We start from the raw sequence: 22535 nt of genomic DNA, 5'->3' as shown, positions 1-22535 counted from the left end.
TTTGCATGTTAATTACTTAAGTGGCTTTTTCATTGATCATGACCACAAGGCATTAATCATGATGAATGCCCTAAAAAGCGGCACAAATCGCGCCAACCCAGCAAGAGACTGTTAATAAAACAAGCTAAAAGCAGTAATACACTCACAAGTTTCCTATAAAGCAACCCACATAAATCATCCACAACAGCAAAACCAAAACGATTAGAGGAGCTCGTCGGTTTTATTCAATTGCAAATACTGATAAATTCACAAACAAACAACAAGCTAGCAACCCAATCTTTGAAGTTGGCAAAAATAATTTCACGAACCAATCAACAGATAAGTAATTGGTGTACCGAATGAAAACAATGGCAAGGATAATTTGTGTAAAAAACCGCGCGCAATTATAAGTTACGCAGCAATAACCTTGTCAAAATTGAATGGTTTTACGCGAAGAATTTTGTTGGCGAATCATTAGGCTGGCAAAGCGGTAAACAGAACGATGTTAAGAGGTTAATGCAAATGACACGATTGCTCTACATTGCGCTAGCGCTAGTCAGCGGTATTCGTCAATTATTTATGATGTATTACATCAAGTGGGAGCAGGTCAAATGACCCATACAACACCGCCAACGATTGCCGTATTTGGTGCAGGGTCAACCGGTTGTTACTTAGCTGCAGAGTTACTGCTAGCCAAGCTTGATGTAACCATCATTTGCCGCCAGCGCATTAAAAACAGCATCATGACGCACCAAGGTATTCATATTAGTGATTACTTAGGCATGCAACAAACCATCATGCCAAGCAATATTTTGACCGAAATAGATCTCACAAATGATAACAACAGCCAATATGACGTTATTTTTGTTACCTTAAAAAGTCACCAAATTGCGATGATATACCCAGATTTACAAGCCATCAGCCATGCCAATACCGAGATCATTTTTATGCAAAATGGGATTGGCAGTTTTGATGAGGCCAAATACAAACTCGTACAGCAACAACTATACCAAGGCATTACCCCATTTAATGTGCTGCAAAAAGACAAGGCACGATTTCACAAAGGCACCGAAGGCCATTTCATTTGGCCTAAAACACAATTCACCCAAATCATTGCCAAGGCCATGCATCAGCACCAACTTAATTGTGAATTAACAAATAATATGCAAGCCGTGATCTGCGGTAAGCTATTACTCAATCTAAACAATGCGTTAAATGCCATTAGCAACTTACCAATAAAAACCCAATTACAGCAGCGCCCCTACGCAAGTTGCTGGCCGAGGCAATGCAAGAGTGGCTTAATGTATGTCAAAAAGCTCAGTTTCCCGTTAAGCAATTTACTAAACTGGCCCCCAAATGGCTGCCAATAATTTTACGCTTACCTAATGGTCTATTTAATATTATTGCCAAACCCATGCTAGCTATTGACCCACAAGCACGATCATCCATGTGGGAAGACATACAAGCAAAACGCTTAACTGAAATCGATTATTTAAACGGTGCCGTAGTAAAACTAGGTCAGCAATATCATGTGGCTACGCCCATCAATCAGCGTATTTACAGCGCAATAAAATTAATCGAGCAAGGCAAGGCTGTTGATGTCCATCAACTCACCTCAGCACATTACACCTCATCAAATAAGACAATATCATGAGCAAACAACATTTCTTTTTTGGCCCTTGGCAAGTCAACCCAGCAAGCAACAGCTTACAACGGGGAAGTGACATCAAACAAATTGAGCCCAAAGCCATGCAAGTGTTGCAACTGCTTTGCCAGCATTCAGGCGAAGTATTAAGTCCTGATGATATCGTCGAGCAGTGCTGGGGACATGTTGTGGTGGGCGATAACCCGCTCCACAAAATTATTACCCAACTACGCAAAGCCCTTGACGACAGCGCATCTAATCCCGAATTTATTGAAACCATTCGTAAACGCGGCTATCGCACCTTAGCTGAGGTTAATTTCCCGTTAATTGAACATGATGATCATATTCAACCAAGCACTTGGCAGGTAGGTTCGCCGTTCCCCGGATTGCGGGCATTTGATGCCAAAGATGCCGAAGTTTTTTACGGCCGCAGCGAACAAGTCAGCACCTTATTAAAGCGCATGAGCAAGCAGGTGCAATTTGGTCGCGCCTTTTGTTTATTACTCGGCCCCAGCGGCAGCGGTAAATCGTCATTATTAAATGCCGGAGTCGTTCCACAATTTATGCGCCCACAGGGGTTTGATGGCATTGGCATAGTGTCTCACACCAGTTTAGATTTAGCCGATATTAGCCAAGACCGTTTATTTACCGACATCGCCCTTGCGCTGCTGGATTTAGACATAAACGATATACCGGTATTTGATGGCATGACCGCTGAAAATCTCGCCGTGATGTTACAACAAAATATGCCTGAGGCGATTAAACGAGCTCAACAGTCGTTAGCCCGCATACCTTCAACGGATGCAGCTTATACCCCTAAACTATCGCTATTTATTGACCGTTTAGAAGTCTTGTTATCATCACCGCTATTCACCGAGCCAGAAATTCAAACGGCGTTAGATATCATTGAGTCGTTGGCTACCAGCGGCTGCTTTATGGTGTTCAGCGCCTGTCGAAATGACTTTTATCCGCAGGTGGTCAGCCGCCCCAGCTTAATGGCCGGTAAAGGTAACGGCTCACACTTTGACTTAACGGCACCAAACCGCAGCGAGTTACTGCAAATGATCCGCTTGCCCGCAAAAGCGGCGGGCCTTAAATGGGACACAGACCCGCAAACCCACACGCCATTAGATGAACTACTGTGCGCCGAAGCGGTCAACAACCCTGACGCACTGCCAATGCTGCAATACACCTTACAAGAGCTGTATTTACAGCGCGATGACAACGACACCTTATTAGTGTCGGTATATCAAAAACTGGGCGGAATAGAAGGCGCGATTGGTCAAAAAGCTGAAGGTATTTTCGCGGAATTAGCCACGCAACATCAGCAATGCCTAAGCAAAGTATTATCGTTATTAGTGACATTATCCGCCGATGAAACCAACATCACCAGCCGCGCTGCGCGCTTAAGCCAACTGAGCAACGACAACGAAACCGCCCTAGTGCAAACCCTAGTGGATAACCGCTTATTTGTGTCACACCTGCAAAATGGCCAGGGCTGTTTCAGTGTTGCCCACGAGGCATTATTGAGGCGCTGGCCACGGGTTTTACAATGGATTGAAGCACATCGCGACAGCTTACGGGTTAACGCACGTTTAACCGTACTGAGCCAGCGTTGGCAAGATGAACAACACCACAAAGCCTATTTACTAGCCGAAGGTAAGCCATTGCAAGAAGCACTCGCACTGGCCAACAACCCACTGTTTAATTTAGATACCGAGCAACACGCCTTTATTCAAGCCTCAAAGAAAAGTGCCGGGCTAAAACGCCTAGCAAAAATGTCCACTATTGCCGCACTGTGTATGCTGACCCTACTGGCTGTTTTAATGAGTGTTAGAAGTATTCAGGCAGAACAATTTGCTAAACAAAAACAACAACAAGCAGAAAGCTTATTGGGCTTTATGGTTGGCGAATTTGCCGATAAATTACGTAGCGTTGGTCGCATGGATTTATTAGATGGTATCACCCAAAAGTCGATGGAATATTTTGCTGATAATAATGAACAAACAAGTGAATCCACCACCTACAAAACATTAAGCTATCAAAGCCGCTTACAACACGGTCAAGCATTGGCAGCAAAAGCAGAAGTTGCTTATTCAAGGGGCGATAACAGCAAAGCAATAACAGCATTTACCGATTCTCAAAAAATTCTTAAAGCACTCTATGATGAAACCCAAGCTACCCCAGATATTGAATTACTTAAACTATTGGGTGCAAACGCTTTTTGGATAGGTCAAATAGCATTAAATGACAGAAAAGATGCTGAAACACTCAAGCAATTTGAGCTTTACCGCGATTACAGCATTAAAATGAATCAAATTGCACCAGACAATATCGATTCATGGATCGAGCTATCCTATGCTTACAACTCACTAGGGAGTCTTTTTTTCAACCAAAATAATTTCAGCAATGCTCAACGCAATTTCGAACTCTCTTTAGAATTAAAGAAAAAAGCTTTACTGCAGTCGCCACAAGACAGCTTACTTGCTTCATCTACTGCAGATACCTATTCATGGTTAGCGAGCACCGCAATGAAGCAAGGTGATTTAGAAGGCGCATTAAAACTTTATAGCCAAAGTCAGCAATTGTTAGAAACACAATTAAAGCAAAAACCGCAAGATGCACCACTCATGGAAGTACTCGCTTACACCTTTAGTCATCAAATGAGGATTTTAACTGCTCAAGCAAAATGGCAACGGGCATTTGAAATGAACCAACAGGCATTTAAATTATTAGATGATATGCATACACAAGACCCTGATAATAGCTACTGGCGCTTTGAAAGATTAAATATACAAGCCAAGCAGCTGACTTTAGCAGCCCACTTAATTAGCGAACAAAAATCATCAGATTCAAGTTTTATTACCCCACATGAATTATCCTCGCAACTCGCAGAACAATACCTTTTATCTGAGCAGGATAATAAATATTTAAATCTTAAAACCATCCTCCTGATAGCATCCATAAAATACTTTCAAATATTAGAGCAATGGTCAGAAAGTGAGTTACTGCTGCGCGAATTAAATCAACTATCAACGACAACATCATCTCTTGACGCTTATTTAGTTGATATAGCCTTGTTATCTGCAACCCAAGCTAAGCATAAACAGCAGAATAAAGAAATGGAATCAAAATGTCAGTTAGCCCTTACTTACATACCTGAGGATTTTCATCTTTTTGACATTCAATTAACCCAAGCATTTGTTGTGGCCAACTTATGTTTGAAATCGCAAACATCAATAACCGAGCAGTTAAGTGCACTCGAAAAAATGCACATTAATGTCTCGGCGCATCACCCTCTTTTAACCTCTAAAATGTCCACCCCTCTATAAGGAAATAATCATGTCATCTGATAGTAAAATTAATGTCATAGTCACCTATGAACAATCCACCTTTTTATATAATGGCTCACCAAAATGCCAACTTGTTGTGCAACAAAACACATCCATTAGATTCAAATTAGATAGCGCGACAGCAGATAATTATCGATTTGCGGGGGTTATTTTTGACAACCCAAATGATCCTGATATTGGTAAAGTTAGCATCAAAAACCAAGCAACAGAGTTAAAAATTAAAGATACTTATTGTCAGCATGCAGATGAAATTTCATTCAGAATCGTGTTGACGCCACTCAATACACACGAGTGTATTGTAAGCCCTGACCCTCAAGTGCTCAACAGGCCACCACAAAAGTAGCATTAAAACAACAACATAAAAGCAGAAGGTTAGCGGAAGGTTATTTTTTACTTTTTTGAATAAAGTGTGTGTCATCGAAATACGTTCATTTGATACACACTTTTTTGAAAAGGGACTGACTATGATAACCGCTAACAAATACCAAGAAATCCATGACACATTAATTCGTGCCACCGAACTTGCTAAGGCGTTATCGGGTAAAAACTTCCCAACACCTGATCATCCACACAAACCCATTGTGCAAAACGAAGTAGCATTTAATGATCCTCAAAATAAATCTGCCGCACGTCAAACTGTTGAGCACACGTTAGATCAAGCCACGCAAATATCTAGCCTAGGTTTTTTAATGAACGCCATTTCAGAAGCCATTTTTGTGGTCAATGATGAAGGCATCATTGAAATGATTAACCAGCATGCCGCAAAACTTTTTGGCTCGCCAAAAGAGTTATTGATTGGGCAAAAATGGACTAACTTTGTTAATTCTGCCTACAAAGAAGAATACCTAGAATTATTTGCCCAGTGGCGTGAAACCTTCACCCCATTTAATCACGGCCCCAAAGAAATTGTGCTGCAACGTGCTGACTCCAGCTTAGTCGATGCCGATATTTCACTGTCATGCTTACCTGTTGCCGAAAATGCCACACCATTAATTGTCGGGGTAATGCATAACCTGACTAGCCACAAAGAAAAGTTTGCAGAGTTAACCCGTTTAGCCAATACCGACAAACTCACCGGCTTAGCCAATCGTCACGCCTTTGATGACGCGCTGCAAAACGCGTGGGACGCGAGTGTACAGCATCAACATCCATTAAGTTTACTGCTGATTGATATCGACTTTTTTAAACTGTTTAACGATAACTATGGCCACATTAATGGCGATAAGTGCTTACAAAAAGTCGCTCAGGTGATTAAATCTGCCATGCCAAACCGCGACTGTTTAGCCGCCCGTTTTGGCGGTGAAGAGTTTACCGTTATTCTGCCTAACTTCAGCAAAACACAGGCGCAACGAGTGGCAGAAAAAATTCAACGCCAAATTAATCAAATTAAATTTACTGATATAGGCTTAACTCAAGAAGTGAAAGTCAGTGTCAGCCAAGGCATTGCCTGCGAGCAACAGGGCCAGTTTCGTACCGAGATGGCACTCATTTGCGCTGCAGACACCGCCCTTTATCGCGCCAAAGCCGAAGGCCGTAATCGTATCAGTTTAAGCCTGTAATACCTTGAAAGATGCACTGGCTAGTATATTCGTTAGCCAGTGCGCCTAAAACCGCCCCACTGTATATTTGCGTTGAGTGATGCCGATTTATCGATTTACTAATTTGCCAACAAGTTAAACTGAACAAAATGAAAAAATAATCTATCTACAATAACCCTTTTGGTTTTTAACCCCGTTTATAGCCACAAATCACTTATTAATCGACCACGATTAAGCCAATCTGGTCGATACCTTTATTTTTTGTGGAGTACATTTATGACATTACTAACCAAAACCTTTGCTCTTACAGCATTAACCTCAGCACTCGCCTTTACCGCATTACCTAGCCTTGCAGCTGATTTCGATTTTCCCCACATTGAAACCACAGGCGCCAGTGAAATAGTGATAGATGCCGATATGGCCGTGGTGAATATTGAAGTAGTCGTCGAAGCCCCCACATCAAAAGCGGCCAAAGCAGCCTCTGATAAAGCCATCAGCCAGTTTTTAAGCCGCTTAAAACAAGCAGGCGTAGATAAACATGATATTCAAAGTGCTAATTTAAGCTTGCGCCCACAGTATCATTACCAAAAAAATGAACCCTCCAAATTAAACGGCTATCAAGCTAGCCGCAGAATGACCATTACCGTTAAGCAACTTGAACAGCTTAATGACTTATTAGACAGTGCATTAGAACAAGGCATTAACCGTGTCAATTCGATTGAGCTAACCTCAAGTAAACGTGCTGACTATATTGAACAAGCTCGCCAAGCGGCAATTAACGATGCCAAACAAAAAGCAAAATCGTTAGCCAAAGGATTTGATAAAAAGGTCGAGGGAGTGTGGCAAATACGCTACTTTGATCAGCACCCAATTCAGCCAATGCAATACAAAATGGCTGCGCAAGCAGACAGTAGCGTCAGTGAAAGCTATCAACAAGCCCAAGTCACGATTAGCGATCGCGTTGACGTGGTATTTAAATTGAAATAATAACGTTCGTTTCTATTAATGCTGCTCACCTTATTGAGAGATGAGCAGCATTGTTAGTTTTTGGCTAAGAAAATAATTAAACCAATAAGGAATCAGCTATTTATTAGAAATAGGCATATTAGCAGGCTTGATCAATGCGCGAACCAACAAAAATACCCCCACCAACAAAAAGGGCAAACTTAGCCATTGTCCTGCCGTTAATAAGGTTTCAGTATAAGCGGTTTGACTTAACTTAATACTTTCAATAGCAAAGCGGGCACTAAAGATTAAAATTAAAAACAGCCCAAAAATGCCGCCCTGTCTTTGCTTTAATGTGCCTTTTTGGAAAATAGCGAATAACACAATAAAGCTAATTAAGTAAGCGATGGCTTCATACAACTGTGCAGGATGACGCGGTAACATGTCCACACGTTCAAAAATAATACCCCATGGTTTGTCAGTTGGATTGCCCAAAATTTCTGAATTTGCAAAATTGGCCATCCGCACAAAAAAACCAAATATCGCGGTCGCAATGGCTAAGCGGTCAAGCAAATACAAAAATGGTAAACCGACTTTTCGCTTGTAATAATAAAGCGCCAAAATGGCTCCCAGCCCGCCACCATGGCTAGCTAACCCTCCTTCCCAAACCGCTAATATTTTCATTGGATTGGCAAGATAGTAACTTGGGTCGTAAAACAAGCAATGGGCCAATCTTGCGCCGACAATAATGCCAACAACGCAGTACACCAATAGATTATCTAATGACTCAACATTTAAACCTTCTGCTTTATAAAAGGTTTTCATCACTTGAAAGCCACTGGCAATAGCCAAAGCAAATAACACACCGTACCAATGAATAGTTAACCCCATAAACGACACCATAACAGGGTCCCAACTCCACACTAAATGTTCCAAAAACAACTCCCAACAAGCTTTAACCAATGAAAACGCTGCACAGTATACTCAAGATACTTGATGAAAAAACAAATATCCTTCATCAATGCCGTATTATCAGGCGGCGTGATTATATTCGTTATATTTAAGCCCGCAATGCCATCTGGTAACATACTCCCCTTGCTTGCCCAAATTGGATACGAATCGACATGCTAACAGACAAAATTGAATGCCACCTCACCATCGACGACACAGCGCAAGATGCGGTGAGTTTATTAGCAGCATCATCAGGATTGTCAAAGCAAGTCATTAAGCAAGCAATGCAAAAAGGGGCAGTTTGGTATACCCATGGTAAGCAAGTGAATCGTTTAAGGCGGGCAAAAAAAGCTTTATCGGTTGGCGATAAGATCCATTTGTATTACAACCCTTACATATTGGCAGAACAGCCTGCAACAGCCCAAATGCTATTTGACCAAGGTGAATACAGCTTATGGTACAAACCTTATGGTTTGCGTTGCCAACCCTCTAAGTGGAGCGATCACACCACCATCAATCGCTTTATTGAGCTTAATACCAACCCGCCTCGCAGCGCTTATATTATACATCGATTAGATCGCGCCGCTTCAGGGCTTATCATTATTGGCCACAGCAAAAAAGCCACCGCCGCCATCGCTAAGCTATTTGAAACGCGCCAATTAGAAAAATATTACCAAGTCATTGTGGAAGGAAAGTTTACCGATAAAACCGTCACCATTAACACTGATGTAGATCATAAGCCTGCGCTATCCCATGCCACGCTAATGGAATACAACCCAGCGCTCAATCAATCCAAGCTCAGGGTTAAAATTGAGTCAGGCCGAAAACATCAAATTCGTATACATATGGCCAGCATAGGTCATCCCGTGGTTGGTGATAGATTGCATGGCAATGCTGATGAGCAAGCACCCGATTTAAAACTGTGCTGCTGTGAGTTTAGCTTTACCTGCCCGCTAAGCCATAAAGCGGTCAACTTCATTTTACCTGAAACACTGCGGCCTCAGTTTGGCATTGAATAGATAGCCATCTAATCGTTAGTGATATCGGCAAAGGTGGCGCTCAGCAGTTGCTGAACATCATTTGCGGCCATTTCAAGCTCTAAACCTCGTCGACCCGCACTAAAAAACAATGCCGACTGACTTTGAGCAGTAATATTAATCACTGTGGTTAAACGCTTTTTTTGCCCTAGCGGGCTAACCCCACCCAATATATATCCGGTTGTCCGCTCAACTAACGCACTGTCTGCCATTTGCACTTTTTTACAGCCTAATGCTTTAGCCATTTTTTTGAAATTAAGCTGTTGATCGACCGGTATCATGGCTACCGCTAATTGCTTAGCGTCGGTTTGCACCACCAAGGTTTTAAACACCATAGCGGGATTAAGATTTAATTTTTCAGCCGCTTCTAAACCATAAGACGACGCTAAAGGATCATGCTGATAATCATGCACCTTGTATGCTAGACGGTGTTTTTTGACTAAATTAATTGCGGGGGTCATATGTACCACATTTTACTAATTATCTGCTGAATCACAGGTAAGTTAAGTCAGATATGCTATAAACATAACAGCATAAGCATAACTCAGTTTTATCATGCTAGTTTATACAACCAGTTAACGACATTGTCAGGTCTCAAATGAAAATATTGCCAACTCTCGCCACATTATCATTAAGCTTACTAAGCCCACTCCTGTTTGCGGCTAGCTTAAGTTTACCGACTAACGCTGAGCTCATCGCCCTAAATGGCCAAGAAATAAAAGCCACAAACCCGCTTGATTTAACAACTGGCGTTAATCAAATTGCATTTCGGTATCAAGGAACATACAGACAGGGCGGCACCCAAACACGTTTTGAATCTGAACTAATTGTGGTGAGTTTTAGTGCCGATGATCAAGACTACACACTCACCTTACCCACTATTCGCAATAAACGAGATGCCAATAACTTTGATCAGCAGCCTCAATTGTCTATTACTAGCAAGCAAGGTGATCTTGCATTTACCTATGATGTCATCACTAAACCCGGTCTGCAGTGGAACCGTAAATATCTTGAAGAGCTTGCGCTATATAATCAAAGCCAACAAGTTGCATCAGTGAATGAGTTTGCAATACCCGTTGCAACGGCTACCAATAGCCAATCAACAATCCAGCAAGAGGCGCCAACCCCAAGTACAGCCATTAAAGCTACGCCCACTACAACATCAACAATTAGCACCCCACCCGCAAAAGCTGAATCCGCAAAAGCTGAAATGGCGACTCAAGCTGTTATACAGCCCAAAACCATTGCCCAAGATCAAGCAGAAATCAGCCAGATGCTAGATTACTGGTACAGTAAGGCGAATGACGAAACCAAGGCGGCATTTAAAAATAAAATTAACAACTAAATCGTTATAAACAAAAAAGGTTGATAACCCTAAGTTATCAACCTTTTTTAAGGCGATTAAAGACTAAAACTACAATAACCAAGCACGGTAAGTTTTACCTTTTAATCTACCTTTGGTGATTTTGTTTAAAGCTTGTTTTGACATCTTACGAGACACAGCAACATACGAACGAATATCAGTCACTTTAATTTTACCAATATCGTTAAAATCGATGCCATTATCACCCGTTAGCGCGCCGACAATATCACCCGGACGAATTTTTTGCTTTTTACCTGCATCAATTTGAATGGTTAGCATACTGGCTTCAAGCGGCTGCTTATTTAACGCACTTAAAGACGGCAGCGATGAAGGCACAATATCTTTACCGATGGCCTCTTCAATCATCGCCATTTTATAGCCGTCATTTTCACTGAAAAACGTATACGCAGCACCTTGGCTACCTGCACGACCCGTTCGGCCAATACGGTGAATATGTACTTCAGTGTCATAAGCAATATGGTAGTTAAATACGGCATCTAACGCATCAATATCTAACCCGCGAGCTGCCACATCGGTAGCCACTAAAATGCGAGCACTTTTGTTAGCAAAGCGCAGTAACATTAAATCACGATCGCGCTGCTCTAAATCACCATGTAACGCCAACACGCTAAAACCGAACTCGGCTAACGCATCGGCAACTTGTTGAGTTTCACGCTTGGTATTACAAAACACAACTGAACTTTCAGGCTGTTTATCTAACAACAATAAGCGTAACGCTTCTAAACGCTGACTATTATCATCAATGCGATAAAAATGCTGTTCAATACTGAGTTGGTCATGAGTTGATTCCACTTTGACCATCACAGGCTTATACATGATGCGCTCAGCAATGGATTTAATTTGCTCTGGGAACGTGGCGCTAAATAATAGCGTTTGGCGCTCGTGTGGCGTTTGCTCAATAATCGCATCTAAGTGCTCTTGAAAGCCCATCTCAAGCATACGATCTGCTTCATCAAGCACTAACATGTTCACATGGCTTAAATCTAAACGGTTACGATCTAAATGATCAATAATTCGTCCAGGTGTACCTACAATAATATGCGCTCCGTGTTCTAATGAGCCAATTTGCGGCCCCATCGGCACCCCGCCACACAAGGTTAATACCTTGATATTGTGAATACCACGAGCAAGAGTGCGAATTTCTTTCGCCACTTGATCAGCCAACTCACGGGTTGGACAAAGCACTAAGGTTTGAATACGAAACCGCTTTACCTCTAACTTATTAAGCAAGCCTAAACCAAAAGCAGCGGTTTTTCCTGAGCCAGTTTTACCTTGGCCAATAACATCATCACCGGCCAATATTGGCGGTAAACTTTCGGCCTGAATTTGGGTCATTGACTCATAGCACATGGTTGTTAGGTTTTCTAACAATTCTGGTTTTAAGTTCAAGGTAGAGAATGCCTGACTGGCAATTTGCGAAGATGACTGACTCAAAGGAATATCCTGTGCTGATAAGCTAACGGAAAACAACAAGGCCAAAGCAAAAGGCTTTGGCCAAAGAATGTGCTTATTATAGCAACTAACGGCGTGAATTACTGCATTTGCATTGCTAATTACCAAGACAAAATATTGATACCTCTTAAGAGATAATAGTGCAGCAAACATCTAAAAAGTGATTCACATCACAAAATGCTTATGTTATCAATTAACCCATCGCAGACTTTTTAAGGAAACCTATGGCTGTTGCACACGGAGAACATAGCGTAAGTATGCAAGAGGATATTATTTACACAAAAGTGATTGGCGCATTTAATGAATTTGGCATAAAAAACTATACCGACACTGTCATGACGCTAGTAAAACAGCGCGAGGGCAAACCTTTTGCGGTACTCGTGGATAATACCAAGCTAGAAGGTGCCACCCCTGAAGCTTTTCAACTACTTGAATCCTATAACCTATGGATGAACCAACAAAATATGATAGCCAAAGCATTAGTGTTTAATGTGGCTATTTTGGCAACAATAACCCAAAGTCAAACACCATCTCTGTGCGCTGAAAATGTCAAAATTTGCAAATCGATCGAAGAAGCACAAACTTGGTTAGAGCTGAAAATAGACCAGTACAAAATACGCAATAACTCGTGTACAGAAATGACAAAAGGTTAATCATGCAGAAAATTAACAATCAGATAATTTCTGGCAAACAGTGTTATTAATTATAATGTTTTGTTGTGAATTAATCTGATGACTCATAAATACTGAACCACACACAGCACAACTATACTTACTCCAATCTTTATATTTAAAATGCCTTTCGATAAAAGTGCGCTGAACTTTATAAAAAATGGTTTTTGCCGCGCAACATGGGCAAGATTTGTAATGAGCCATTAAGCATTCTCGTAGCGTTGAATAACAACATCATACCCTACCCGCCCACACACAAAACATCATCAAACCGTTAATTTGACACCTATCACTTAAACTTATCTATATGTTATATTTGAACTTTACTTATTTTTACTTGATGTAAAAATTGTTGTCATTAAGGCCTATGAAACGTTGCTTGTTGCAACTTTCGCTTACCAATTTACTTCAACTTAATGGCCTACAAAAAAAGCCTTAATAATTACACCGAATCTTTATAAGTAGGTTTAACTTGAGCAATAAATGCTTGAGCCGCAGCGGTTAACGGCAAGTTTTTACGCCAAATAAATGCTAACTCCCAAGCGACTTTTTCATCTAACGGAATAAACTTAAGTTTATTTGACGACACCCTCTGGCAAATAGGTGCCGGTAAAATAGCAAATGCCATTTGCACCTCTGCCATGGCGGTCATAAATTCCCACTGCCCCGTCTGTGACACAACATTTAACTTATAACCAGCGCCTTGGCAGCTATGACTAATAACCTTCCCAATGGCGAATTGATCATTGTATTGCACAAAAGGCCTTCCATCTAAATCTTGCCATTTAAGATGCGTTTGACTTGCCAGCTCATGATCAACATGCAAGCATACATTTAAAGGGTAACGCTCTAATTTTAAGATATTAAACTCATCGGTATGGTTAGTTGGCAAAGCCGTAACACCAATATCTAAGCTATCATTTAGTAGCGCTTTTTCAACCGCAAAACCACCCACTTCAAGCATATTAACCTTAATCCCAGGATAGGTAGTTTGAAAGCGAGCCAACATATTAATGAACATCCCACCGGTCATTGGGCTCAACCCCAATCGCAAGCGACCAATCTTCAACCCCGTAAGCGCATTCATATCTTCATACATACGATGCCATTGGCCCACTATTTGTTGAGCACTTTTCGCTAATAGCAAACCGGCCTCGGTTACTTCTACTTTTTGGTTATTACGGATCAACAATTGTTGGTCGAGCGTCTCTTCCATTTTTTTAATGGTTTTACTCAGCGTAGGTTGTGTCATATATAACTGCTCGGCCGCTAAGGTAAAGTGGCCAACTTCAATGACAGTAAGGAAGCACTGCAAATTTTTAATTGATATGTTCATGCCAAAATGGAATCTACTGAGTAATTTTTTGTCATTTTACTTATTTATAGCTGAAGAATATAGTTATTTCACACCGACCAGTTAACCGTTTTATTTGAAGGATTTTGACATGAAAGCATTCAAAAACTTATTTGCTAGCGCACTTGTTCTTGCCGCTCTTCCTGAAAAAGTTGAAGTAGTAGTAAAGCAATCTGACGCTAAAAAAGCATAATCAGTTTAGGTTATTAGCTTTATCTCTAATCTCCTACAACTGATATCAGGCATAGATATCTTGTTAATGCTCCCCCATCGCATTACAAAATATCACACAAGTCTGATCATGCTGATATTCCCCCAGATATCAGTAAAAATCCGCAGGCCAACCGCCGCGGATTTTTTGTATCTCAATATAAGTCTCTCAACTAAACAAAATCACTTCATCGTCACTTTGCCGCCAATTATTTTATAAGCAGGTGTGCCACGTATTAACACTTCACGAGCAAATGTTAACTCGCATTGAGGGCAAGTACCGGCGCGAGTTGTAAAATCACCTACAATCCGCTCTTTAAAGCATTTAACTAACGCGCCTTTGCCACCTTTACGATATTTAAACAACTTTGATTGACACTTAGCACAATAAATATCAACAGTGCGAACAGGGCCTTTAGGGTTTGGTTTTGCCACAATAAACTCATTAACTCTTAAACAAAATCATTATGCCACATCGCGCTTATTACGGTTTATTTTGACAAGAAAAATGCCTCTCGCTTTTTGTACAGCCATTTTTGTACAGCCATGTTTGTTATTAGTTCACCAGCGTTTGCCATACTTGAACGAACCGAAACAGGCAAGCGTTGGGGATCACTCATAAACGATTTGTTGAACGAAGCCGCTCTGCGGCAGATAAGATAAAAAGTTTAAGCGGAAGAATTAAAAAATTAACACTTAAGATGCGGAGCAAGAAAATGAAACCATTTCAACTATTAAGTCTCAATTTTTTAGATTCATCCGAAAGAGGACTTTTGTAGATAGAAAACTTTTCTGATTCCATTTTACCCTCAGACCAAATGCTTATAACGCCCGCCTAACACGCAATGTGTTGGCGTGGTTTTTTGCGTTGTTTGCCAAAACCATGACAACGTTACATTGTCGGAGTTTAGGCGCTTATTATATTCCCTCTACGCCAAAGCGAATTTTATAGGGTGTACTTTAGCTAAATTAACGCTCTGTTTCGCTTGCCAAAGGTTATAATTGTCTTGCATGGACAGCCAACTTTCTGGGCTTCTACCTAAAGCCTTCGATAGTCTCAATGCCATTTCGGGTGTTATGGAACTCTGACCTTTAAGTACTCGGTTAAGAGTTGAAGCTGAAACGTCTAATTGTTTGGCGACAAATCTGCAGCTGTAGCCAAAAGGTTCCATATATACATCGGAAATAAACTCACCCGGATGCGGTGGATTATGCATAGTCATTAGTTGAACGAAGCCGCTCTGCGGCAGATAAGATAAAAAGTTTAAGCGGAAGAATTAAAAAATTAACACTTAAGATGCGGAGCAAGAAAATGAAACCATTTCAACTATTAAGTCTCAATTTTTTAGATTCATCCGAAAGAGGACTTTTGTAGATAGAAAACTTTTCTGATTCCATTTTACCCTCAGACCAAATGCTTATAACGCCCGCCTATGTTCTGGTCAACTCCAACCGAACACTTTTCTAAAAGAGATTTCAAAGTCTATAGGTGACTGATCAGCATTTGCCGAATGCAGTCGTTCTACATTGTAATATTTCATATATTTAGCCACATCATCACACATATGATGACGAGTTGGCTGTGGTACTTTTAATAACCAATCGTGTTTCAAACTACCAAAAAATCGCTCTACAACAGCATTGTCCCAACACGCTCCCACATCGCCCATACTTGCTCTGCAATCCAATTGTTTTAATAAACGTCGATAGCCTTTACTAGTATATTGCGAACCTCTATCGCTATGAAAAACTAGGCCTTTAGGTGGTTTTCGCAAGTTATAAGCCTTCAAAAATGCTTTCTCCACTAAGCCTCTCGTCATGCGCTTAGAGATATGCCAGCCGACGATTCTGCGAGAATATAAATCCATTACCACTGCGAGATATAGCCAGCCTTCGCCTGTTTTAAGATAGCTCACATCACCAGCCCAGACTTGGTTTGGCCCAACTGGATTAAAATTCATATTAAGCAAATTATCAGCCACGCTATCACTGTGTTTACGCTTTGTGGTGACTTTATAAGCCAGACGTTGCGTTACCACCAGTTTCAATCGCGCCATTAACTTAATAGTGCGATAACGTGTAATATTAAACCCTTCTTTGCGTAATGCTTTAGCTAATTCTCGGCTACCCAGGCTGTTTCTACTGGCCTTGAATAGTGCTTTAGCTCGACGAAATAATTCTAGTGTGTCAGCAGTGATAAGCTCACCAGGCCTTTTAAGCCAAACGTAATACGCTGACGAACTGACCTGCATCACTTTACACGCCAACGAAATAGGGTATTTCGACACAAGAGTCTTGATAAATGAGTACCTTACTTCATTTCTTTCGCAAAGAAGGCACTGGCCTTTTTTAGGATTTCACGCTCCATTAATAAGCGTTTATTCTCTTTGCGTAACAGCATAAGTTCGGTGCGTTCATCGACAGATAAGGTATCACCTTGTGCCTGCTTTTTGTGTTTAGAAACCCAGCTGTAAAGGATTTTATCTGTGATACCTAAAGAAGCTGCTGCTTGAACTATTGTGTAATTTTGTTCAAGAACCAAAGCGACAGCTTCTTGTTTAAAGTCATCTGGATATTGTTTATTTATTCGTTTAGTCATATTCACCTCAATAATGGCATTATTATATTCCTTTATTGAAGTGTCCGGCTAATTCAACCACAACAAAGTCCTATGGATTGCATTTAATATTAACAAAAAAGGACTCATTCGAGTCCTTGTCAACAATCTTGCTCAGCTACATTTAACCAAGGAAGTTTAACCGCTAACTAAACCTAACTGCGCAAACCAATCCCGCGTGAGATAAGATAATAAGCCACAAACCATAGTGAGGCACAAAAGCCGACCATGATGGCAATGGATAAGCCAATGCTGATATCTGCAAAGCCTAAAAAGCCGTAGCGGAACACGTTTATCATATACACCACTGGGTTTAACGCTGACACGCCTTGCCAAAAATCCGGTAATAATGACAGTGAGTAAAACACCCCGCCAAGATATGTCAGTGGCGTTAAGATGAAGGTAGGGATAATGCTAATGTCATCAAAACTTTTAGCAAATACCGCGTTAATTAACCCGCCTAACGCAAATAATACTGAGGTTAAAAACACTGTCATAATGACTAAACCAACATGATGAAGGCTGAGGTTTACAAAAAACATGGCCACCAAAGTAACAATCAAGCCAACACTTAAACCACGCGCCACGCCGCCGCCAACATAACCGGCAATCATCACATAATGAGGGACGGGTGCCACCATTAATTCTTCAATGCTGCCATGCATTTTTGCACTAAAAAAAGACGAGGCCACGTTAGAATAAGAATTGGTAATCACCGACATCATGATTAAGCCTGGTGCAATAAACTCCATGTAAGATACACCGCCCATTTCGCCAATGCGGTTACCAATTAAGTTACCAAAAATCAAAAAGTACAATGTCATGGTAATAGCTGGCGGCACTAAAGTTTGCACCCAAATACGGGTAAAACGATTGGTTTCTTTAATTAAAATACTTTTAAAGGCAATCCAATAAAGCTTGTTCATTATTTTGAGTCCTTCGTTTTTTTAACTAACTCGACAAATAGCTCTTCAAGGCGATTTGCTTTGTTGCGCATTGATAGCACTTCAATATTTAACTGACTTAATTGACTAAACAAATCATTAAGGTTGTTGGCTTTAGCCACATCCACTTCTAGCGTGTGTGCATCAACTAAGCGGCAAGTCATATTATTTAAGGTTGGCGCGGTTTCAATGTCGTGTCGTAAATCCAAAATAAAGGTTTCAACATCCAGTTTGCTAAGCAGGCTTTTCATGCTGGTGCATTCAACCAATAAGCCTTTATCGATAATGCCGATATTACGGCACAGCATTTCGGCTTCTTCAAGGTAGTGGGTGGTTAAAATAATGGTCACGCCTTGAGCGTTAATTTGCTTTAAAAACTCCCACATCGAGCGGCGTAGCTCAATGTCTACACCGGCTGTGGGTTCATCTAGGATTAATAATTTAGGCTCGTGCATTAAGGCGCGCGCAATCATTAAACGGCGTTTCATGCCGCCAGATAATGCACGGGCTTGGCTATTACGCTTTTCCCATAAATCTAGCTGGCTTAAATACTTTTGTGCTCGCTGTAATGCCACTGCGCGGGTTACGCCATAATAACCAGCTTGGTTAACCACAATTTGCAGCACGGTTTCAAACTGATTGAAGTTAAACTCTTGCGGCACTAGGCCTATGCACATTTTGGCCTGTTCAAGGGTTTTGTCGATATCATATTCGAACACCTTGACGCTACCAGATGTCTTTTGCACTAATGAGCTAATGACGCCAATAGTGGTCGACTTACCTGCACCATTGGGGCCTAATAGCGCAAAAAAATCGCCTTGCTCTACAGTTAAGCTAATGCCTTTAACCGCGTGTACGCCACTTTTATAGGTTTTTTGTAGGTTGTCGATCACCAATGCGTTGGTGTTATTGCTCATTGTTATACCTCATTCATTTTCAATCCATTCTAATAAACCTGAGCGGCGCATAACAAAACTCCCGCCTATAGCGGGAGTTTGTCAATCATCAAATTGCATTAATCTAATGGCACCACTTTAGCAATATAAGGTAAGTTACGATATTGCTCTGCATAGTCAATACCATAGCCTACGATAAACTCATCAGGAATGCTCATACCAATAAAATCCACCGGTACGTCAACTTCACGGCGTTCAGGCTTATCAAGCAAAGTACACAGGGCTAAACTTTTGGGGTTGCGTAATAATATCATTTCGCGAACCTTGTTTAAGGTGTTGCCTGAGTCAATTAAGTCTTCAACAATTAGCACATCACGCCCACCAATATCAGACTGAATATCTTTTAAGATTTTCACATCGCGTGAGGTGGTCATGCTGTTGCCATAACTTGATACTGACATAAAATCGATTTCAACATGGCCTTTAATACGGCGACATAAGTCAGCCATAAAAACTACTGAACCTTTTAACAGGCCGACCATTAATAAACGCTCGCTGTTGGCATAATGCGCATTAATACGTTCAGCCAGTTGATCTAAAGTTTGATTGATCTCTTCAGTCGAAATCATCTGTTCAATCGTGTGTTTCATAAACTTCTCAATTGTCGATATCTTGGGCGGCTTCAGTGCCGTAACCCCAACGATTTGTCAGTGCGTGTGCAATACCCAAATGATCCAAAATTCGGGAAACCATGAAGTCTACCAGATCTTGAACCGATTTGGGATTATGATAAAAGCCTGGTGCCGCTGGCATGATGGTCGCGCCGTTGCGAGTCAGGCTTAACATATGCTCTAAGTGTATGGCGCTAAAAGGAGTTTCTCTTGGCACTAAGATTAATTGACCGCGTTCTTTTAATACAACATCGGCTGATCTTTCTAATAAATTATTGCTCATTCCGGTGGCTACCGCGGCTAATGTGCCGGTTGAGCACGGACAAATCACCATTTGCTTGGGTGCGGCGCTGCCAGATGCCGGCGGCGAAAACCATTCATCTTTACCCAGTACGATCAATTCACCGGCTAATTCAACTTGTTGCTCGGCAAAGTAACTTAGTAATTGTTCACGGGCTTTTTCTGGGTTAGCACTTAGCTTAAGATCATGCTCAGTCGCCAACACCACCCGCGCTGCGCTAGAGATCATTAAAAACACTTGGTAATCAGCCACCAATAAGCATTGCAATAGCTTGATACCATAAGGCGCACCGGAGGCACCTGTCCAAGCTAGGCTTATTGCGCGCTGTTTTTTTACATAAGCCATTAAGGCTCCTCTTACTTATTTAGACTGCTGAGTAATTGCTGCAATAATTTTTTGATGAATACCGTTAAAGCCGCCGTTACTCATCACCACTATAGTGTCTCCGGCTTTTGCATTGCTGCTTACTTGCGCCACTATGTCATCAATACTATCGCTTACCGTGACAGGAATACTGGCTGATTGCATATTGTCAGCAATATTCCAGCCCACATTACTGGCTTGAAACAGCCAAGCTTGATCCGCTAATGCCATTGACTCGGCTAAGGTGTCTTTATGCACACCGCTTTTCATGGTGTTTGAACGGGGCTCAAGTACCACAATAATCTTGCTGTTACCCACTTTAGCACGCAGCCCTTTTAGGGTAGTTGCGATAGCCGTGGGATGATGCGCAAAATCATCATATACCGCAATATGATTAGGCGTTGCCAGTAATTCTAAACGACGTTTTGGTGGACTAAACTGGGTCAATGCTTCAATAGCATGATTTGGGCTAACCCCAACATGACGCGCGGCGGCAATGGCCATCACAGCGTTTTCAATATTGTGTTGGCCAATTAAATCCCAACGTAAAACCCCTTGCGATTCACCGTTAAATATCACTTCAAACTCGTGACCATCTTCAGCAATAGACACACCTTGCCAGCCTCGGCTATCAGCTTGTTGACTAAAGGTTTCTTGCTCGCTCCAGCACCCCATATCTATCACTTGCTGCACTGCGGGAACATCTTTAGGCCAAATCACTTTGCCATCGCCAGGAACGGTGCGGATAACATGATTAAATTGGCGTTGAATAGCGGCTAAATCAGCAAAAATATCAGCGTGATCAAATTCAAGGTTATTGATCACTAAGGTGCGTGGACGGTAATGAACAAACTTAGAGCGTTTATCAAAAAAGGCGCTATCGTATTCGTCGGCTTCAACCACAAAAAAGGGCGAGTTGCCTAATTTTGCTGATACACCAAAGTTTTGCGGTACGCCACCTATTAAAAAGCCAGGTTGGTATCCGCAATATTCTAAAATCCATGCCAGCATACTTGAGGTAGAGGTTTTGCCATGAGTACCCGATACCGCCAGAACCCAGCGCTTTGGTAAAATATGCTCGGATAAAAACTGTGGCCCAGAGGTGTAGTTCATCCCCTTGTTAAGTACAGCTTCAACACAAGGATTACCGCGGCTCATGGCATTACCAATTACCACCAAATCGGGTTGATTAATGCCCTCTTCACCCAATTGTGAAGGGTCAAAGCCTTGTATGAGCTCAATGCCTTGCTGTTCAAGTTGAGTGCTCATTGGCGGGTAAACATTAGCGTCACTGCCAGTCACTTTATGCCCCATGGCGCGGGCTAACAGGGCTAAACCGCCCATGAAGGTGCCACAAATACCTAGAATATGTACGTGCATGAATTTGCTCTACCGAAAACAGATTGCCGACATTCTACCGAGTCGCTGCACTAATGTCAGTTAGCAATCAAGGATTATTCAAATGTGCTCTCTGTTAGCGGTAATCTGCATTATTAATCTTGCTGCACGTAACAGCTCATTTGGCTAAAAACTCTGCCCGTGTAGAAGGGTTGGTTTTAAAGCTGCCACCTAATGCTGTGGTTTGGGTGTTGGATGTGGTATCCATAATGCCGCGAGATTTAACACAGTAATGGGTTGCTGTCATGGTCACGGCCACATCTTGGGTTTCAAGCAAAGTTTGTAAGGCCACTAAAATTTGTTGTGTGAGTCTTTCTTGTACCTGTGGACGCTGAGCAAAAAAGCGCACAATACGGTTTATTTTAGATAACCCAATTATTTTATTTTTGGGTAAATAAGCCACCTTTGCCATGCCATCAATGGTAATAAAATGGTGTTCACAGGTGCTTACCACGCTGATATCACTCACTTTCACCATTTCTTCAACGCCCATCTTGTTGTCGATTTGGCTAATTTTAGGAAAGTTAGCGTAATCAAGACCGGAGAAAATCTCATTGACGTACATTTTGGCAATACGCAGCGGGGTATCGGTTATGCTATCGTCAGTTAAATCAAGGCCTAAAGTGGACACAACCTCACGCATTAACCCTTGGATACGTTCTACTTTTTGATCCGTTGTGAGTGCTGATTTAACTGTTGGGGTTTCTAGCCCTTGGGCAATTAACGCTTGTTGTACTTTGCGCGCCGCTTCAGAAATATTTGGGGCTTGTGGCGAACTATCTAATGGCATAGCAATTGTCATAATAGTGTCCTCAATTAAGGTTAA

General features: G+C 41.5%; 22 protein-coding genes. 9 read left to right on the top strand and 13 right to left on the bottom strand.

Features of this window, described 5'->3' with window-relative positions; genetic code table 11:
* The first annotated feature begins 590 nt into the window (after window positions 1-590).
* The 6 genes from HBH39_RS03640 to HBH39_RS03620 all read left to right on the top strand — a co-directional run bounded on the left by HBH39_RS03640 (window position 591) and on the right by HBH39_RS03620 (window position 7502).
* Window positions 591-1349, top strand: coding sequence for a 2-dehydropantoate 2-reductase N-terminal domain-containing protein (locus HBH39_RS03640; protein WP_244325734.1), 759 nt, complete (start codon window positions 591-593; stop codon window positions 1347-1349).
* Window positions 1265-1633 (top strand): ketopantoate reductase C-terminal domain-containing protein, encoded by a 369-nt coding sequence (locus HBH39_RS19740; protein ID WP_244325733.1) that lies wholly within the window; start codon window positions 1265-1267, stop codon window positions 1631-1633. Before HBH39_RS03640 ends, HBH39_RS19740 begins: the two co-directional genes overlap by 85 nt.
* Window positions 1630-4956, top strand: coding sequence for a winged helix-turn-helix domain-containing protein (locus tag HBH39_RS03635; protein ID WP_167675712.1), 3327 nt, complete (start codon window positions 1630-1632; stop codon window positions 4954-4956). The genes HBH39_RS19740 and HBH39_RS03635 overlap by 4 nt, the downstream gene beginning before the upstream one ends.
* Window positions 4957-4966: 10 nt before the next feature.
* On the top strand, window positions 4967-5320 hold the full coding sequence (locus tag HBH39_RS03630) for a DP-EP family protein (RefSeq protein ID WP_167675710.1): 354 nt from the start codon (window positions 4967-4969) through the stop codon (window positions 5318-5320).
* Between the two features lie 121 nt (window positions 5321-5441).
* A complete protein-coding gene (locus tag HBH39_RS03625; protein ID WP_167675708.1) occupies window positions 5442-6536 on the top strand; it encodes a sensor domain-containing diguanylate cyclase in 1095 nt (364 codons plus the stop codon).
* 255 nt (window positions 6537-6791) lie between these two features.
* Entirely contained in the window at window positions 6792-7502 is a 711-nt protein-coding gene (locus HBH39_RS03620) for an oxidative stress defense protein (protein WP_167675706.1), read from the top strand.
* A gap of 96 nt (window positions 7503-7598) precedes the next feature.
* Here the strand turns inward: HBH39_RS03620 and lgt are convergent, their stop codons facing one another.
* Window positions 7599-8396 (bottom strand): prolipoprotein diacylglyceryl transferase, encoded by a 798-nt coding sequence (gene lgt, locus HBH39_RS03615; RefSeq protein ID WP_167675703.1) that lies wholly within the window; start codon window positions 8394-8396, stop codon window positions 7599-7601.
* A 188-nt stretch (window positions 8397-8584) separates the two neighbouring features.
* On the opposite strand from lgt, the gene HBH39_RS03610 reads away from it, so the two are divergent.
* The gene (locus HBH39_RS03610) at window positions 8585-9430 is read left to right on the top strand and encodes a pseudouridine synthase family protein (RefSeq protein WP_167675702.1); all 846 of its coding nucleotides are present in this window, start codon (window positions 8585-8587) and stop codon (window positions 9428-9430) included.
* 8 nt (window positions 9431-9438) lie between these two features.
* Here the strand turns inward: HBH39_RS03610 and ybaK are convergent, their stop codons facing one another.
* Window positions 9439-9909 carry a Cys-tRNA(Pro) deacylase gene (gene ybaK, locus HBH39_RS03605; RefSeq protein ID WP_167675700.1) on the bottom strand — a complete coding sequence of 157 codons (471 nt, stop codon included), beginning with the start codon at window positions 9907-9909 and terminating at the stop codon, window positions 9439-9441.
* Between the two features lie 137 nt (window positions 9910-10046).
* On the opposite strand from ybaK, the gene HBH39_RS03600 reads away from it, so the two are divergent.
* On the top strand, window positions 10047-10793 hold the full coding sequence (locus tag HBH39_RS03600; protein ID WP_167675698.1) for a YccT family protein: 747 nt from the start codon (window positions 10047-10049) through the stop codon (window positions 10791-10793).
* Between the two features lie 69 nt (window positions 10794-10862).
* On the opposite strand, the gene dbpA is transcribed toward HBH39_RS03600, so the two are convergent.
* Window positions 10863-12266, bottom strand: a complete 1404-nt coding sequence (dbpA, locus tag HBH39_RS03595) for an ATP-dependent RNA helicase DbpA (protein ID WP_167675696.1) — start codon at window positions 12264-12266, stop codon at window positions 10863-10865.
* A 242-nt stretch (window positions 12267-12508) separates the two neighbouring features.
* Here dbpA and HBH39_RS03590 point away from each other — a divergent pair, with 242 nt between their 5' ends.
* Window positions 12509-12937, top strand: coding sequence for a hypothetical protein (locus HBH39_RS03590; RefSeq protein WP_167675694.1), 429 nt, complete (start codon window positions 12509-12511; stop codon window positions 12935-12937).
* Between the two features lie 460 nt (window positions 12938-13397).
* Here the strand turns inward: HBH39_RS03590 and HBH39_RS03585 are convergent, their stop codons facing one another.
* The 10 genes from HBH39_RS03585 to folE all read right to left on the bottom strand — a co-directional run bounded on the left by HBH39_RS03585 (window position 13398) and on the right by folE (window position 22511).
* Entirely contained in the window at window positions 13398-14291 is an 894-nt protein-coding gene (locus tag HBH39_RS03585) for a LysR family transcriptional regulator (RefSeq protein ID WP_167675692.1), read from the bottom strand.
* 411 nt (window positions 14292-14702) lie between these two features.
* Entirely contained in the window at window positions 14703-14954 is a 252-nt protein-coding gene (locus tag HBH39_RS03580) for a hypothetical protein (RefSeq protein ID WP_167675690.1), read from the bottom strand.
* A gap of 494 nt (window positions 14955-15448) precedes the next feature.
* Complete coding sequence (locus tag HBH39_RS03575) at window positions 15449-15742, bottom strand: HigA family addiction module antitoxin (RefSeq protein ID WP_167675688.1); 294 nt, start codon at window positions 15740-15742, stop codon at window positions 15449-15451.
* 219 nt (window positions 15743-15961) lie between these two features.
* Window positions 15962-17118, bottom strand: a protein-coding gene (locus HBH39_RS03570; protein ID WP_167675686.1) for an IS3 family transposase whose coding sequence is annotated in 2 segments (ribosomal slippage) — window positions 15962-16872 and window positions 16872-17118 — 1158 coding nt in all. Because the reading frame shifts where the segments join, the coding sequence is not laid out codon by codon here.
* Window positions 17119-17291: 173 nt separating this feature from the next.
* The gene (locus tag HBH39_RS03565; protein ID WP_167675684.1) at window positions 17292-18062 is read right to left on the bottom strand and encodes an ABC transporter permease; all 771 of its coding nucleotides are present in this window, start codon (window positions 18060-18062) and stop codon (window positions 17292-17294) included.
* Window positions 18062-18997 carry an ABC transporter ATP-binding protein gene (locus HBH39_RS03560; RefSeq protein ID WP_167675682.1) on the bottom strand — a complete coding sequence of 312 codons (936 nt, stop codon included), beginning with the start codon at window positions 18995-18997 and terminating at the stop codon, window positions 18062-18064. Before HBH39_RS03560 ends, HBH39_RS03565 begins: the two co-directional genes overlap by 1 nt.
* A gap of 98 nt (window positions 18998-19095) precedes the next feature.
* Window positions 19096-19626, bottom strand: coding sequence for a hypoxanthine phosphoribosyltransferase (hpt, locus tag HBH39_RS03555; protein WP_167675680.1), 531 nt, complete (start codon window positions 19624-19626; stop codon window positions 19096-19098).
* Window positions 19627-19633: 7 nt separating this feature from the next.
* Window positions 19634-20293, bottom strand: coding sequence for a flavin prenyltransferase UbiX (locus HBH39_RS03550; RefSeq protein WP_167675678.1), 660 nt, complete (start codon window positions 20291-20293; stop codon window positions 19634-19636).
* A gap of 15 nt (window positions 20294-20308) precedes the next feature.
* A complete protein-coding gene (gene mpl, locus HBH39_RS03545; RefSeq protein WP_167675676.1) occupies window positions 20309-21691 on the bottom strand; it encodes a UDP-N-acetylmuramate:L-alanyl-gamma-D-glutamyl-meso-diaminopimelate ligase in 1383 nt (460 codons plus the stop codon).
* Window positions 21692-21827: 136 nt separating this feature from the next.
* Window positions 21828-22511 carry a GTP cyclohydrolase I FolE gene (folE, locus tag HBH39_RS03540; RefSeq protein ID WP_244325732.1) on the bottom strand — a complete coding sequence of 228 codons (684 nt, stop codon included), beginning with the start codon at window positions 22509-22511 and terminating at the stop codon, window positions 21828-21830.
* Window positions 22512-22535: the final 24 nt, after the last annotated feature.

Source organism: Shewanella aestuarii (genome assembly GCF_011765625.1).
In the GTDB taxonomy this organism is placed as follows: domain Bacteria; phylum Pseudomonadota; class Gammaproteobacteria; order Enterobacterales; family Shewanellaceae; genus Shewanella; species Shewanella aestuarii_A.
This window is presented reverse-complemented; position numbering and strand designations above follow the sequence as displayed.